The sequence below is a fragment of the Streptomyces sp. NBC_00086 genome (genome assembly GCF_026343255.1).
Classification (GTDB): domain Bacteria; phylum Actinomycetota; class Actinomycetes; order Streptomycetales; family Streptomycetaceae; genus Streptomyces.
Genome location: NZ_JAPELZ010000001.1, coordinates 4,685,094 through 4,699,709 on the forward strand (window position 1 = coordinate 4,685,094; position 14,616 = coordinate 4,699,709).

General features: G+C 69.5%; 16 protein-coding genes. 7 read left to right on the forward strand and 9 right to left on the reverse strand.

Going from position 1 to position 14,616, the window contains the following annotated elements:
• The first annotated feature begins 88 nt into the window (after window positions 1-88).
• Together OG276_RS21090 and OG276_RS21095 are read left to right on the forward strand one after the other, a co-directional pair.
• Window positions 89-763 (forward strand): serine protease, encoded by a 675-nt coding sequence (locus tag OG276_RS21090; protein ID WP_266907745.1) that lies wholly within the window; start codon window positions 89-91, stop codon window positions 761-763.
• Window positions 760-1,182: a DUF6086 family protein gene (locus tag OG276_RS21095; protein WP_266907747.1), complete on the forward strand. Its 423-nt coding sequence runs from the start codon at window positions 760-762 to the stop codon at window positions 1,180-1,182. The genes OG276_RS21090 and OG276_RS21095 overlap by 4 nt, the downstream gene beginning before the upstream one ends.
• 2 nt (window positions 1,183-1,184) lie before the next feature.
• On the opposite strand, the gene OG276_RS21100 is transcribed toward OG276_RS21095, so the two are convergent.
• The 5 genes from OG276_RS21100 to OG276_RS21120 form a co-directional block, all read right to left on the reverse strand.
• Window positions 1,185-1,625 carry an NUDIX hydrolase gene (locus OG276_RS21100; protein ID WP_266907749.1) on the reverse strand — a complete coding sequence of 147 codons (441 nt, stop codon included), beginning with the start codon at window positions 1,623-1,625 and terminating at the stop codon, window positions 1,185-1,187.
• 173 nt (window positions 1,626-1,798) lie between these two features.
• Window positions 1,799-2,632: a crotonase/enoyl-CoA hydratase family protein gene (locus tag OG276_RS21105; protein ID WP_266907751.1), complete on the reverse strand. Its 834-nt coding sequence runs from the start codon at window positions 2,630-2,632 to the stop codon at window positions 1,799-1,801.
• A 51-nt stretch (window positions 2,633-2,683) separates the two neighbouring features.
• A complete protein-coding gene (locus OG276_RS21110; protein WP_266907753.1) occupies window positions 2,684-3,880 on the reverse strand; it encodes a cytochrome P450 in 1,197 nt (398 codons plus the stop codon).
• A 605-nt stretch (window positions 3,881-4,485) separates the two neighbouring features.
• Complete coding sequence (locus OG276_RS21115) at window positions 4,486-5,028, reverse strand: GNAT family N-acetyltransferase (protein ID WP_266907755.1); 543 nt, start codon at window positions 5,026-5,028, stop codon at window positions 4,486-4,488.
• Window positions 5,029-5,189: 161 nt separating this feature from the next.
• On the reverse strand, window positions 5,190-6,164 hold the full coding sequence (locus OG276_RS21120; RefSeq protein WP_266907757.1) for a LuxR C-terminal-related transcriptional regulator: 975 nt from the start codon (window positions 6,162-6,164) through the stop codon (window positions 5,190-5,192).
• A gap of 251 nt (window positions 6,165-6,415) precedes the next feature.
• Here OG276_RS21120 and OG276_RS21125 point away from each other — a divergent pair, with 251 nt between their 5' ends.
• The 5 genes from OG276_RS21125 (at window position 6,416) to OG276_RS21145 (ending at window position 10,958) form a co-directional block, all read left to right on the forward strand.
• Window positions 6,416-6,604, forward strand: a complete 189-nt coding sequence (locus OG276_RS21125) for a hypothetical protein (RefSeq protein WP_266907759.1) — start codon at window positions 6,416-6,418, stop codon at window positions 6,602-6,604.
• A 5-nt stretch (window positions 6,605-6,609) separates the two neighbouring features.
• A complete protein-coding gene (locus OG276_RS21130) occupies window positions 6,610-6,879 on the forward strand; it encodes a hypothetical protein (RefSeq protein WP_266907761.1) in 270 nt (89 codons plus the stop codon).
• 86 nt (window positions 6,880-6,965) lie between these two features.
• A complete protein-coding gene (locus tag OG276_RS21135; protein ID WP_266907763.1) occupies window positions 6,966-7,808 on the forward strand; it encodes a hypothetical protein in 843 nt (280 codons plus the stop codon).
• Between the two features lie 69 nt (window positions 7,809-7,877).
• Window positions 7,878-9,368, forward strand: a complete 1,491-nt coding sequence (locus OG276_RS21140) for a hypothetical protein (protein WP_266907765.1) — start codon at window positions 7,878-7,880, stop codon at window positions 9,366-9,368.
• A gap of 138 nt (window positions 9,369-9,506) precedes the next feature.
• Window positions 9,507-10,958: a hypothetical protein gene (locus OG276_RS21145; protein ID WP_266907767.1), complete on the forward strand. Its 1,452-nt coding sequence runs from the start codon at window positions 9,507-9,509 to the stop codon at window positions 10,956-10,958.
• Between the two features lie 23 nt (window positions 10,959-10,981).
• Here OG276_RS21145 and OG276_RS21150 read toward each other — a convergent pair whose 3' ends face one another.
• The 4 genes from OG276_RS21150 to OG276_RS21165 all read right to left on the reverse strand — a co-directional run bounded on the left by OG276_RS21150 (window position 10,982) and on the right by OG276_RS21165 (window position 14,603).
• Window positions 10,982-12,175, reverse strand: a complete 1,194-nt coding sequence (locus OG276_RS21150) for an MAB_1171c family putative transporter (protein ID WP_266907769.1) — start codon at window positions 12,173-12,175, stop codon at window positions 10,982-10,984.
• On the reverse strand, window positions 12,175-12,696 hold the full coding sequence (locus OG276_RS21155; RefSeq protein WP_266907771.1) for a hypothetical protein: 522 nt from the start codon (window positions 12,694-12,696) through the stop codon (window positions 12,175-12,177). The genes OG276_RS21150 and OG276_RS21155 overlap by 1 nt, the downstream gene beginning before the upstream one ends.
• A 54-nt stretch (window positions 12,697-12,750) precedes the next feature.
• Entirely contained in the window at window positions 12,751-13,251 is a 501-nt protein-coding gene (locus tag OG276_RS21160; RefSeq protein WP_266907773.1) for a hypothetical protein, read from the reverse strand.
• Window positions 13,252-13,418: 167 nt separating this feature from the next.
• Window positions 13,419-14,603 carry an ABC transporter permease gene (locus OG276_RS21165; protein ID WP_266912982.1) on the reverse strand — a complete coding sequence of 395 codons (1,185 nt, stop codon included), beginning with the start codon at window positions 14,601-14,603 and terminating at the stop codon, window positions 13,419-13,421.
• Between the last annotated feature and the right edge of the window lie 13 nt (window positions 14,604-14,616).

The window sequence follows — 14,616 nt, forward strand, 5'->3', positions numbered from 1 at the left end:
GGCTCGGCCGACTGGTGCACCATCCGGTACGCCGACCGGTACGCCGACCCCCGGGCCGTCGGTGTCACGACCCGCGCCGGGTGGGCCCGTGGCCTTCGCCGGGGCGCTGTTCGAGGGAGATGTGACCGGCGATCACTTCTGTACGGCGACCGTCGTGCACAGCCCCGGGCGGAACTTGATCGTCACCGCCGGCCACTGCCTGCTCGCCGGCCGGATCGGCGACGGCGGAGCCTCCTTCGCACCCGCGTACGCGGACGGGCGGGCCCCGTACGGCACCTGGAAGATCGCGGAGGTCTTCGAGGACCCGCGCTGGGCGAACGGCAAGAACGACGACTACGACCTCGCCTTCGCCCGCCTCGCCCCCGACGCCTCGGGCCGCACCATCGAGGACGTCACCGGCGCCGCCGTCCTGGACACCACGGGACGCACGGACGAGCTGGTCACGGTGACGGGCTACCCGTCGGACCGCAAGGTCGCGCGCAGCTGCCTGTCCCGCGCGGTGCGGCTGAGCGCCACGGAACAGCGCTTCGACTGTGCGGACTTCCCCGGCGGCACGAGCGGCAGCTCGTGGATCGCCGCTGACGGAAAGATCATCGGCGTTCTGACCGGCGGTGACACGGACGACGTCTCTACCAGCACGATCCTGACCGACTACGCGGCGCAGCTGTACGCGCGGGCGACGGGTGGGGGAACGGGTGGGGGGACGGTCGCGGGGACAGGTGCGGGGACGGTTGCGGCGACGGTTTCGGGGACGGGCAGATGAGTCAGTATTACGACCTTGGTGATGAGACTCTTTGGAACCCGTCGAATGGCGCCGCCCGACTCTTCCACCGCCAAGTGGCCCTCTTCGAGGCGGACCTCGGCCTCCCGTCGGGCATCGGTCCGATGGAGAACGACGAGTGTCAGATCGACCCGGCCGCTCTCGGCCTCTTTGCCGGAGCCCTCGTGGCCCGCCACGGACTCACCGGCCATGCCGTGATCCGTGCCCTCTCGGGGGGATTCGTCGCCGCCGTGCTGGTGCTGGCGGAGCGGGCGGGGGCGCAGGTGTACTGGCCGCAGCCTGCCGATTCGCTGGAGGGGGCGCGGGACGTCCAGGTGCCGCTCGCAGCCTCCTACGAGTCCTTGGCGGAGTCCGAGCTGCGCGCGGCCGCACGGGAGTTGTCCGGGAGGATGCCGCGCTGAGATCAGGCGAGTAGCCCCAAGTGCACCGGCTCGGAGGGGGTCTCACTGAGCAGCTCCGCGAGGCGCGGCGGCCACAGCGGTTCGCCGAGGGTGGCGAGGTTCCGCGGGGAGAGCCACCGCCAGTGGGCCCCGGGGTACTCCGGTACCGGATCGCGGTGCGGGCCGGTGGTCACGTAGATGTGCTCGTGCTGGCGTACGGGGGTGCCCGTGTGGGTGAAGTCGTGCTCCCAGGTGCAGAGCAGCCGCTCCGGCTCCAGGTCCGTCCAGCCCGTCTCTTCCCGCAACTCCCGCCGTACGCACTCCTCGGGGGTCTCCCCGGGGTCGATGCCACCGCCGGGCGGCAGCCAGTGGACGCCGACTTCCACGTTGTTCTCGCGGAAGAGGAACACGGATCCGGCGGGGTTGAGGACGACGATTCTTGCGGCCTGCCGTGGAGTTCGCATCAGACCAGCGTACGACGGGGGGTGTTCGGGGCGGGAGGGGTTTGTTGGGGGTTGGGGTTGGTTTGGGGATCAGGGGGAGTTGGGGGAGTTGGGGGAGTTGGCGGAGTTGGCGGAGTTGGTGGGGTTGGTGGAATCCGTGGAGTTCGCGGAGTGGGTGTGGGTGGCCCGGCGGGTCAGAGGGGGCGGGACGCCAGAGGCTCGTTCCAGGCGGGAGAACGTTTCTGGGTGAAGGCTCGGGCCCCCTCCGTGGCGGCGGTGGTGGCGAACACGGGTTCGCTGAGCGGGTCTTGGACGGCGTAGGCGGCGTGGTCGTCCAGGCCTCGGGTGTTCTGGACGATCTGCTTCGTGATGTGGACGGCGTGGGGGGAGTGGGCCTGGATGCGGGCGCTCAGGGCGAGGGCCGCTTCGAGGGCCCGGCCTTCGGGGGTGAGGCGGTTGACCAGCCCGTAGCGGGCCGCGTCGGTGGCGGACAGGGGCGCCGCGGTCAGGAGCATCTCCATGGCCACGTGGTACGGGAGCCGGCCGGGCAGGCGGATCGCCCCGCCTTCGGCGGCGATGAGCCCGCGGGCCACCTCGGGCAGGGCGAAGAACGCGGTGTCGGCCGCAGTGATCAGGTCGCAGGCGAGGGCCAGCTCGAAGCCCCCGGCGACGGCGGCACCCTCGACGGCGGCGATCAGCGGCTTGCGCAGCCGGGCACGGGTCAGCCCGGCCAGCCCCCGTTCGGCGACGACGGGCACGCCTTCGGTGGGGAAGGCCTTGAGGTCCATCCCTGAGCAGAAGTGCCCCTCCGCACCGGTGAGGATGCCGACGGCCAGGGATGGATCGTCCTCCAGCCGGGTGAGGGCCGCGTCGAGGGCCTCGGCGAGTGGCCGGTTTACGGCGTTGCGGACACGGGGTCTGTTGAGGGTGATGAGTAGGACGCCGGGGGCGGGGTGGGTTAGGAGGATGGGGGTGGGGGTGAGGGTGGGGGTGGGTTTGGGCGTGGGGGTGAGGGTTGGGTCGGGCATGGGGTGCTCCGCTGTTCCTGAGTGGGTGCGTGGGCGGGTGGGTGCGTGGGGTCAGGTCCGTACGACGGGCAGCGCGGCCAGGCCGCGCATGACTCGGGCCGGCCGCCAGGGGAGTTCTTCGGCGGGCTTGGCCAACGTGACGCTGCCCAGGCGCTGGAGGAGGAGGGGGAGCGCGACCGCACCTTCGAGGCGGGCCAGCGCGGCACCGATGCAGAAGTGGGGGCCGTAGCCGAAGGCGAGGTGGTCGTTGGGCGTCCGCCCGAGGTCGAGTCGGTCCGGCTCGGGGAAGCGGAGGCCGTCCCGGTTCGCCGAGCCGATCAGGAGGCTGACGATGTCCCCCTCGGCGATCACCTGACCGTGGAGAGCGATCGATTCTGCTGCGCAGCGGAAGGTCGCGTCACGCACCGGGGAGTCGTAGCGCAGGAGCTCCTCGACGGCGGTGGTGACGAGCCCCGGTGAGGTGAGCCGGGCGGCCTCGCGGGGGTTGCGGAGCAGGGCGAGGGTGCCGTTTCCGATGAGGTTCATGGTGGTGTCGTGTCCGACCAGCAGCAGGAGGTACGCGGTGGACCGCAGCTCCTCCTCGCTCATCGCCCCGCTCTCGTCACTGGCCCGTACGAGAGCACCCAGCAGGTCCACTCCGCTCTGCTCGCCCCCTGTGCGTTTCGTGGTGACGAGCCGGTCGAGCAGCGCGTGCAGGGCGTCCTCCACCCGGGCCGGATCCAGCCCCGGAGCAGGCGCGATGGTGGCCATGAGGGTGTCCCGGGTCTCCGCGTTGTCCAGCTCCTCGGGGACACCGAGGATCGCGCAGATCATCCGGAACGTCAGGGGAGCGGCGAAGTCCCCGATCACGTCCACGTGCGCGTGGCTCTCGATCCGGTCCAGCAGCAGGTGCGCGGTGTCCGTGATGAAGGGTTCCAGTTGGGCGATGCGGCGGGGCACGAAGGCGGTGTTCACCAGAGTCCGCAGCCGGGTGTGATCCGGCGGATCGGCGTGGACCAGATGCCGGTTCAGCCCGGCCGGCCCCGCAACATAGCCGGGCACCCGGCCCGGGTCCTTGCTCAGCCGCTCGTCGGTGAGCAGGGCCCGGACGTCCTCGTAGCGGGAGATCTGCCACACGGCGGGCCGTCCGTCGCGACGCTCGACGTGGGCGGGTGCGTGCTCACGCAGCCAGGCGAAGTAGGGGTACGGGTCCCGAACCCGCGCGGCCAGTAGGTCGGGGGGCGGGGTGGGGAGGGAGGGAGTGGGCACAACAACTCCGGAATCGGCAACCAATGTGGACACCGCTTCAACGGACATGGGTGGGGGGAGGTGTGGAACGTACGTGGGTTCGAGGGGAGGTGGGGTGGGGGTGTGGGGTGTGGGGTGTGGTGGGTGGGGGCCTGTGCTGCGGGTTGGGCGGTGGCTGCGTGGGTGCCGGGCGGCGTCCCGGCAGTCGAGCGTCCTTCCGTGGTGGGACGGTCCGTCAAGGGCGCTCCCTGCGGTCGCGTCGCTTCGCGATGGCCTTCGGCCACCCTTGACGGACCGTCCCACCACGGAAAAACACAAGACTTCCGGGATCCCCCCGGGGGATGGCCGGGGGGAGGAGTGGGGAGGAGCAGCCTCGTCTGAGTTCCGCAGCCCCCTCAGGTCGGTGGGCATCCGGATAGGGCTCCGGCAGGACCGTGACCTCGGCCGGTACGGACGCGCGGGGCGGTCAGGGCATCCAGGGCCGGGCGTCTGGACACCCTTTCCGTGACCCTGTCGACCGCCACCCCGAGCGCAAGGACGCTCACGAGCCCCTCAGGGTCGGTGGGCGCGACAGATCGCTACGTGCTCTCGCTCGGCTTGGCGGCTGGCGACCGGCTGTGGCTGGTCTAGAGGGTCGGAAGGGGGTTCGCGGGGAGTTCGAAGACGAGGTCGATGCCGTCGGTCTCGTTTCCTCGTTCGGCGACTTGGGTGAAGCCGAAGCCCGCGATGGTGGCCAGGGAGGCGGTGTTGTCCGATCGGATGGTGGCTCGGACGGTTCTGACATCGGGTTCTTCGGCGGCTCGGGCCAGCAGGGCGGTCAGCAGGGCGCGGGCGTAGCCCTGGCGGCGGTAGGTGGACACGACGCTGTAGCCGATCTCGACCACGCCCGCTTCGTTCGGGGGGCCGTGGAAGCCGGCGTCGCCGATGACTGTGCCGTCCGGCTCCGACACTGCGGCCCGGGTGGTCCAGGGTGCGGCGGACGGGTCCCTGGTGAGCTGGTCGGCTCGGTAGGCGAAGATCCAGCGGGCACGGTCGGATACGAAGTACTCGTCGAGGGCCACCCCGGCCTCGGCGCTGCCGCCTGCTAGGTCACCGTCGGCCAGAGCGCGTAGGGCCTTCGCGTTGAGCTTGACGAAGCGGACGCGCTTGGGGAGAAGTTGATTGGTCATCGTGGAGATGCTTGCTGGGGGCATGAGGGCTGTCCACTGCTTTACCTGCTGGTCACGCGTTCTTCCGGCGCACCAGCTCGGTGATCCAGGTGGGTGCGTACGGAGAGGTGCGGCCGTAGCCGCCGCTCGGCCACGGCCGGTGCCGGCCGTGGCCTGGGTCGTCAGAGCCAGCCGCGTTGGGAGGCTTTGAGGCCGGCCTCGAAGCGGCTGGTGGCTTCCAGGCGTTCCATCAGGGCGGACATCTGGCGGCGTACGGTGCGCAGGGAGACGCCGAGACGTTTGCCGGCGGCCTCGTCGGTCATCCCGGAGGCCAGCAGTTTGAGCAGTTCGCGTTCGTTCTGCGTGATGCCGTCCTGAAGGGGCCGCGCGCGGGTCGCGCCGAGGGGGACGGCCGTGTTCCAGGTCTGTTCGAAGAGGGTGACGATCGAGGCGACGATGCCGGGTGCGGTGGTGCACAGGGCGCCGAGGCGGGAGTTGGCCGGATCGATCGGGACGATGGCGGTCGTGCGGTCGAAGACCAGGAGGCGCGGGGGGAGCAGAGGGCTGGTGCGTACCTCGCCGCCGTTCTCGGTCGTCCATTGCGCGTACGCGAGGGTGGCCAGGTCGTTCCTCGCGCTGTCCTGATAGATGACGCGCATGTCGATGCCCAGGGCCAGGGCCTTCTCGTCCAGGACCCGGGAAGCGTCCAGGCTCGCCTGGGACTGGGCGCCCCCCGGTGCGATGGCGAGGCATTCGCTGGTCATCTCTTCTGTGAGCGTCTCCAGCCGGGACTGGATGGCGTCGAGTCCCACCAGGCGTTCGGTGCCGTCGGTCTCCGTGTTGGGCCGGAGGCCCGCGTACTCGGCCACCGCGCGGGCGGCGGCCGCCTTGCTCAGGTCCAGCGCGTGCCGGCGGCGGATCAGGTCCTCTTCCTGGCGGCGCAGTAATTGCTCCAGGCCGGCCTCCGGGCTGACGGGGCGCAGCCCGCCGGCGGTGTCCCGGGACGGTGTGAGCAGGCCCAGGTCCACGAGTTGATCCAGGCTGTCCCTCACCTGGGCTTCGGAGAGCCCCGTCCGCTGCACGAGTTCGGCCATGCCGCCGGTGGGCTGCATCAGCATCCCCCGGTAGACGGTCTCCAGATGCGCATCAAGTCCCAACGCTTCGAGCACAGCTCAGCCCCCCGGCCGTGTGGCGGTTCATCCCCGTCCGGTCGATCGTAATCGCCAACCTGTCCTCATGGTGCCTGACTGCTTGATGCCATTCGGGATCTCTTCCGGGACGGCGGGCGCATCAGCAGGATGGTGTTCACCGGCCGGGGGATGCGAATCCCACCCAAGGCCAGGGCCCACAAGGCCGGCCGGTGCGGCGCGCTCCCTTCTGTAAGACACCGATGAATCCGGGGGAACTCATGTCTCGCTCCTTGCAGTTGTTCGCCGCCGCCTGTCTCACCGCTCTTCTCTCCACCACCGCCGCGGTCGCCTCCACGTCGGGGCCCACCGTCATCGGCTGGGACTCGGTCCGGGCGGCAGCTGCGGGCCCCCAGGTCATCGGCTGGGATTCCGCTCCGGCGGACATGCAGGTCATCGGCTGGGACTGAACCGGGTGCGGGTGATTCTGGGGCACCTGGCCCGCACGTCGGCCGACCCCGTCCCCGCGACCGTGGTTCCGCTGATCCAGGATCTGCTCTGGGCGCACGCCAGGCCGTCCGACGTCCTTGAGCACGTACGAGTCCGCCCGGCTGCCCACGGGCTGGACGTCTACCTCTTCGTCAGCTCACCGAGCGAGGCATCGGCGATGGCCCGGATGCGTGAGCTGCTCTGCCGCGCGGAGCAGCCGATCGCCCGGCACGGCTTCAGCATCTGTCCGCGCTGATCCGGCGAAGCCTCATCAGGGTTGGCGATTTAACTCGACGCCCTTCCTCGTTCATCCCCCTGTCCTTCACCACACCCGGAGTCGTCATGCCCGCACGCCCGACCCGATCCGCCTTCAGTGCCGTTTCGATGGCCATCGCCGTCTGCGCAGCGGCCATGGCGACCGCCGGCTGCAGCACCGGCTCCGATGCCTCACCGGTCGAGGCGGTCCGCGCAGCACCCCCCGTCTCCCAGACGCCCACCCCCTCGACGAGCGCTGCTCCGCCGGGCCGGGAATCCCCCGCACCGAAGGCGACGAGCGGGCAGTCCCCGGATCCGGCAGCGCCCCAGGCGCCTGCCGGAAAGGCGGAGCAGGGGAAGGGCGATCCGGGCACGGCGCGCACCGTCGCGGTGAAGCCGGAGGGCCTGGAGAAGCTGCCCGTCGAGAAGACCCTCGGCTGGAAGCCGGACGGGCCCCTGAGCAGTCAGGAGCTGCAAGGGCAGAAGATCACGCTGAACGAGTGCGGGACGGTCGAGGGCGCCACGCTCTGGCAGCAGCAGGGATACCTGAGTTCGGCCAGGAACGCCGCCGGCCAGCAGCTGTTCTTCTTCCCCGACGTCGCGTCCGCCAAGGCCGCGTACGACCGGCTCGTAGCCGACATGAACACCTGCCAGAGCACTTCTCGCGGGCTCCAGGCCCGTGAGGGAGTGCCGCAGGACGCCGTCGTGACCGTCACCGCCACCTCCAAGGACGGCACCGCCTGGTCGCGGCACTGGAACGGAGTCGGCGGCATGTCGGCCCGTGACGTACAGACCAACCACCTCTACGCCGTCCACCAGGGCGACCACCTCACGCTCTTCCAGTTCGACGAGCTGGCCGAGCGTCCCGCACCACCGCACGACACCGGCACGGACGCCGCCGTACTCGGCGCGCTCGCCGCCCAGAACTGAGTGCGGCCTCCCTTCGGGAACGGCCCCGCTCGATCCCTTTCCGCTCAACTCTCTTCATCAGGAGTCACGTTGTCCGTCAAGATCTCGACCCTCCGCACCACGAGCGTCATCACCGCCGCCCTCGCGGCCTCGCTCGTCCTGTCCGTCCTTCCCGCCCAGGCCGACAGCCTGCAGGCCACCTACGCTTCCGTCACCTCCACCGGCTCACTGGGCAACAACGCCGCCCCCGGCGGCAAGGTCACTCGCAGCCAGGCCATATCCAGGGCCCAGGTCTGGGTGGACCAGAAGGTTCCCTACAGCACGAACGGCCTCGAAGCCCCGTACAGCTGGTGGGCCGACAGCAAGACCGGAGGCCGCTACCGACAGGACTGCTCCGGCTTCGTCTCGATGGCCTGGCAGCTCAACTCCAGCCGCACCACCCTGTCCCTGCCCGCCGTCTCCGCGCAGATCAACAAGTCGGACCTGAAGCCCGGCGACATCCTCAACAGCAACGATCACGTCGTCCTGTTCGCCGGCTGGCGCGACAAGAGTGCGGGCACCTTCAACTACTACCAGGAGAGCAGCCGTAGCCGGCCGACGAACTACAACACCGACGGCAACGTGTACGGGTCCACCCTGGCGAGCCACCCCATGAGCAGCTACCTGGCACTCCGCTACGACAACATCGCCGAGGACTCCGTGCCGGTGCCGACTCCTGCGTCGAGGGTGCATGTGGAGATCGTGGGTGCGGATGGGGGGATGCACAACACGGATGCGGATTATGCGGCGGGTCAGTGGACTGGGGCGTGGACTGCCATGGGTGGTAGTGCGCTGAAGGGTCTGACGAGTGCGGTGACGGGGAACACGATGCATGTGTTCGCTTTGGGGTCGACGGGTCGTGTGTATACGAAGGATGCGAATTACACGACTGGGCAGTGGAGTTCTGGTTGGCAGGAGGTTCCTGGGGACTTCGAGGGTGCGACGGCGATTTCGGCTTCGGGGGTCGGTAACCAGGTGCATCTTGAGGTGCTTGGTGCGGGTGGTGTGATGCACAACACCGATGCGGATTACGGGACTGGTCAGTGGACCGGTGTGTGGACGGACATGGGTGGTACGGGGCTGAAGGCTCTGACGAGTGCGGTGACGGGCAGCACGATGCACGTCTATGCGGTGGGTGCGGAGGGTCAGGTCTTCACGCGGGACGCGAATTACGCGACTGGTCAGTGGACGGGTTGGCAGTCGGTTCCGGGTGGGTTCCTGGGTGCGACGGCGATCTCGGCTTCGGGGGTCGGCAGCCAGGTGCATCTTGAGGTGCTTGGTGCGGGTGGTGTGATGCACAACACCGATGCGGATTACGGGACTGGTCAGTGGACCGGTGTGTGGACGGACATGGGTGGTACGGGGCTGAAGGCTCTGACGAGTGCGGTGACGGACAAGACGATGCACGTCTATGCGGTGGGCGCTGGTGGTCAGGTCTTCACGCGGGACGCCAATTACGCGACCGGTCAGTGGACGGGTTGGCAGTCCGTTCCCGGTGACGAGTCCGGTGCGACCGCCATCACCGCCTCCACCACCAAGTAACACCCAGGCAGGCCCCGAGGACAGGGGCATGACGTCCGGACGAAATGCCGGGCGGCATGCCCCCTGTCCCCCTCATGGCGCCGAGCCCCCTTGCCGGCACGCCACCACCGTCCTTGCGCCCAGAAAGCCGATTCCCTCATGAAGAACCACGCCCGACGTCTCCTCTCCATAGCCGTGATGACCGGCGCCCTCGCCGCACCGATGCTCGTCGCCGCAGGCCCCGCGCACGCCCTGCTCCCCAACCGGTCCTGCGGAACCATCGCCGGTACCGACAGTGCGACCGCCGCGAACCTCAACAAGGTCCTCACGGGCAAACTGCGCGGCGCGATGAACGCCTACCGTCTCTCCTGTGCGCGGGCCATAGCCGATGCCTCCCGCGACCGCGGTCTGGCGGACCGGGCCGCGGTCATCGCCATCACGACGGCCATCGTCGAGTCCGTGCTGGAGAACAACCCCAACAGGCTGGACCTCGACAGCGTGGGCCTCTTCCAGCAGCGGGACAGCTGGGGGAGCTTCGAGAACCGGCTCAACCCCACCTGGTCCACGAACGCCTTCCTCAACGAGATGGTGCACCTCTATCCGAACAACTCCTGGCAGAGCCAGCCGATTGGTGTCGTGAGCCAGAAGGTCCAGCGTTCGGCGTACCCCGACCGCTATCAGCCCGAGGCCGCCGACGCACAGCGAATACTCAACGCCCTCTCCGCTCCCCCGCCCGCTCCGACTCCTGCGTCGAGGGTGCATGTGGAGATCGTGGGTGCGGATGGGGGGATGCACAACACGGATGCGGATTATGCGGCGGGTCAGTGGACTGGGGCGTGGACTGCCATGGGTGGTAGTGCGCTGAAGGGTCTGACGAGTGCGGTGACGGGGAACACGATGCATGTGTTCGCTTTGGGGTCGACGGGTCGTGTGTATACGAAGGATGCGAATTACACGACTGGGCAGTGGAGTTCTGGTTGGCAGGAGGTTCCTGGGGACTTCGAGGGTGCGACTGCGATTTCGGCTTCGGGGGTCGGTAACCAGGTGCATCTTGAGGTGCTTGGTGCGGGTGGTGTGATGCACAACACCGATGCGGATTACGGGACTGGTCAGTGGACCGGTGTGTGGACGGACATGGGTGGTACGGGGCTGAAGGCTCTGACGAGTGCGGTGACGGGCAGCACGATGCACGTCTATGCGGTGGGTGCGGAGGGTCAGGTCTTCACGCGGGATGCCAATTACGCGACTGGTCAGTGGACGGGTTGGCAGTCGGTTCCGGGTGGGTTCCTGGGTGCGACGGCGATTTCGGCTTCGGGGGTCGGCAGCCAGGTGCATCTTGAGGTGCTTGGTGCGGGTGGTGTGATGCACAACACCGATGCGGATTACGGGACTGGTCAGTGGACCGGTGTGTGGACGGACATGGGTGGTACGGGGCTGAAGGCTCTGACGAGTGCGGTGACGGACAAGACGATGCACGTCTATGCGGTGGGCGCTGGTGGTCAGGTCTTCACGCGGGACGCCAATTACGCGACCGGTCAGTGGACGGGTTGGCAGTCCGTTCCCGGTGACGAGTCCGGTGCGACCGCCATCACCGCCTCCACCACCAAGTAACACCCAGGCAGGCCCGGTCGCCCCTACCGCATCGACGGTCGGGGCGTCCGGGCTGTGCCGGTGTCGCCCGCGGGCTCGTAGGCGGCGGCGACCTTGAGGAGCCAGGCGATCTCCTCGCGCGGTGTGCGGCCTCCGGTGGTGCGGTCGAGGGTGGCAGGGAGTGCGGGGGCCGGCAGGTGCCGGGCCCGCTGTTGTACGGAGAGCCGGAGCCAGCGGGCTTCCGTGGCGGCCCGGTCCGTGTCGCCGGCGGCGTGCGGCACGGCGGCCGGGGGGTCCTCGGCGGGGGTGTCGTCGCGCAGGGCGAGGGCGGCGTCGCGGATGGCGAAGGCGCGGTGGGCCACGTCGAGGGAGCGGTCGCCGAAGGTGAACAGTTCGCGGACGCGGCTGGTGGCGGGCGTGCCCAGGACCACGTGCGGCACCGCCGTCACGAGGTCCGCCCACAGCGGGTGCAGCCGCCACAGTGCGTACTGGTCACGGAAGTAGCGGACCAGGACCCGGGTCGGCGGAATGGATACGCCGAGGAAGAGCAGCACCACGGTGATGGCGGGCAGCAGCTCGCTGATCGAGTCCGTGAGCGGTACGGGATTGCCGTCGGCGTCCAGGATCGTGGAGTCGCCCTGCCTCAGGATGAAGTAGATCCGGTAGAGGGTGTAGAGGAACCCGTTGGCCGTCGCCGCGGCCAGGCAGGTGACCCCGACCCGGAGCAGCCCGGGGGCCACGTTGCGGCGGTTCGACCAGAAGAGGACCGTCGCCTGTACGGAGGACGCCGCGTACACGGAGTAGAAGACGCCCAGGTAGAGCTGCACACCGGGGTGGCCGTAGTGGGCGTCGATGCCGTACGCGCCGGTGTAGTCGTGCGGGAGGGCGAACGCGAAGAGGGCCGTCAGGACGGCCATCGCGGTTCCGGTGAAGATCAGCCTCAGGCGTGCGGCGCGCTCCTGACCGGGCCGCTTGTGGATCGCGTGGACGTAGTCGAGGAGGAAGGAGGCGGCCGCGACTCCGGCGAGGTGCTTGACGAGCAGGGTGACGTCGCCGATCCCGGTCAGCGACTCCAGCAAGCCCGCGATCCGGGGCGGGCGGGTGCTGAGCCCGATCGCGCCCGCGACGAAGGTGGCCCACAACGCGCGGTTCGCCCGGGTGCCGAACGCGGAGGGCGTGCGCCAGATCACCACGCTCCAGGCGAGCAGCGGCATCAGCCATTCGAACAGCGGGCGCATCAGCGCTTCCTCCAGCGGCGGGTGCGGACCGGGTGCAACAGGCTGTCGGCCAGCCGGCCGGAGGCGGGATCGAGCTGGTCCGTGGACCCGCAGCGGTCGGCCAGCAGGAGCGCGATCATTTCCGCCTCCTGTTCCTCGGCGGTGTCGTAGTTCGTACGGTTCCCGCCCATCACCTGGGCGACGGCTTCCGGTGTCAGGTCGGGCATCAGCGCGGCCAGGTGGGACAGTTCCACGACGCCGGAATGGCCGCACAGGACGTGGCCGAGTTCGTGGAGCTTGATGAGGTCCTGGTGCGCGGGGCTGGTGTGCTGCTCGTAGAAGACGACGTCGACGCTCGGCATGGCGATCCACATGCCGCAGGGCGCGTCACGGCCCAGTACGGGCAGGGGCTCCATCACGATGGGCCGGCCGCGTTGGTGTTCCAGGGAGGCGCGGAAGCCTTCGACGGTGAACGGGCTCGGCAGGTCCAGGCCCGCGAGCACGGCCTCACAGCGTTTGCGCAGACCTCGGGGAAGCGGCATGTGTGAAGGAACGTTTCTGTCGAGGTGGAAAGGGAGCGGGCCCGCTGGTCGCACTCACTCGGTGCCGGTCGGCCCGTGCCTCGATTCGCCGCTTCCGGCGTTGTCCTCGAGCTGTTTGAGCTTGTCGGCGAGGGCGACCAGCATGTGGAGACTGCCGTCCGAGAGTCCCGAAGCCCGCTGGACGAGGCTGACCACCTCGGAGTTGCCCAGGGCCTGCCGCAGATCCCCGATCTTTTCCAGCCGCTCCAGCTGTTCGTCCACCACGGCGGCCTTGGCGTCGTCCACGAAGTAGCTCGCACCGGCCCGGATCCCGAAGCCGCGGCCGAGCCAGTCGAGGGTGTCCACGGTGGGGTTGGGGACCTGCCCCTTCTGGGTCACGCCGTGGTGCAGGTTGCGGATGGTGTCCTTGGAGATGACGTCGCGCCCCGCCAGCCGGTTGATGCGCTCGGTCAGTTCGCGGTACGTCGGTGCCCGTCCACCCGCTTTGACCGCCTCACGGCCGATCAGCCGGTCCACCCGCTCGGCGATCTTCCGCGCACGTTCCGCCGAACGCACAGGTCCCTCCGCGTCACCGGCGACGCCGTGCTCCACCGAATTCACCCCGACCCCCGATCAAGACTCCTACCGTACCGTCGGGCCACCGGTCCCGGTACGGCATCGGCCGGCACCGGAGATGCACGGCCGCGGACGGCCGCGCACCTCCGGTCAGCGGTCACCCGTCCCTACGCCGCCTGCAGCGCGAGCGTCGGTGAAAGCCTCGCCGCGCGGACCGCCGGGTAGAGGCCTGCGACCGTGCCGATGGCCAGGGTTGAGGCGAAGCCGCCCGTGACCGCCCAGAGGGGGACCACCCAGGGGAGGTCGCCGGCTCGGGCGTACACCGCCGTGGCCGCGCCGCCCAGCACGATGCCCGCCAGGCCGCCCAGGCCCGACAGGAGCAGGGACTCCGTGACGAACTGGATGCGGATCTGGCCCTTGGTGGCGCCCAGGGAGCGGCGCAGGCCGATCTCGTGCCGGCGTTCCAGTACCGAGATGATCATGGTGTTGGCCACCCCGACCCCGCCCACCAGCAGGGCGATGCCGCCGAGGCCGAGGAGGAGGGTGCTGAAGGCGCCCTCGGTGGCGGCCTTCGCCTGGAGGGCCGCCGACGGGTCGGTGACCGAGACCGTGGTCGGGCTCTGCGGGTTGGCCGTCTTGGCGATGAGGTTCCGGACCTGCTGGACGCGGTCGTCGGCGGAGCGCTCGTAGACCGACGTGGGGTGGCCGTCGAAGCCCAGGAGGCTCTGGGCGGCATCCCAGCCGATGAGCGCCGAGCGTTCGATCTCCGGGGCGAGGGGGATCGGCTCCAGGATGCCGATGACGGTGAAGTACTGCCCGCCGATGAAGACCTGCCCGCCCGGCGCCGTCATGCCCAAGCGCTCGGCGGTGACGTGCCCGAGGACCACGGACGGGTAGCGGCCCGTCGCGTCGTTGAGCCAGCTCCCGCTGTGCATCCGGGCCCGGAGCGTCTTCAGGAGCTCGTCCTTCGCCGCCTTCAGGGCGATGCCGCCCGTCTCCTCCTTCGGGATGTTCTCGCTGCGGCGGACGGACTCCATCACGTCGCCCGTCGTGCCGACCGATTCGACCCCGTCGATCCGGGCGATCATGCCGGGGGCGTCCTTCGGCAGCTTGGTGTCCTGTCCCGAGAACATCGACTGGCCGGGGGTCGCGACCATCATGTTCGTGCCGAGCTTGTCGAGTTCCTGGAGCAGCTTGGCCTGGCTCGACGAGGAGATGCCGACGACCGCGATCATCGTCGCGATGCCGATCGCGATCCCGAGCGCCGACAGGAACACGCGCATCGGCCGCGAGCGCAGCCCCGCCGATCCCACGTGGAACACGTCCCGCGGGCCGAGGCGCGGCGGGGACAGCTTGCGGGCTTTC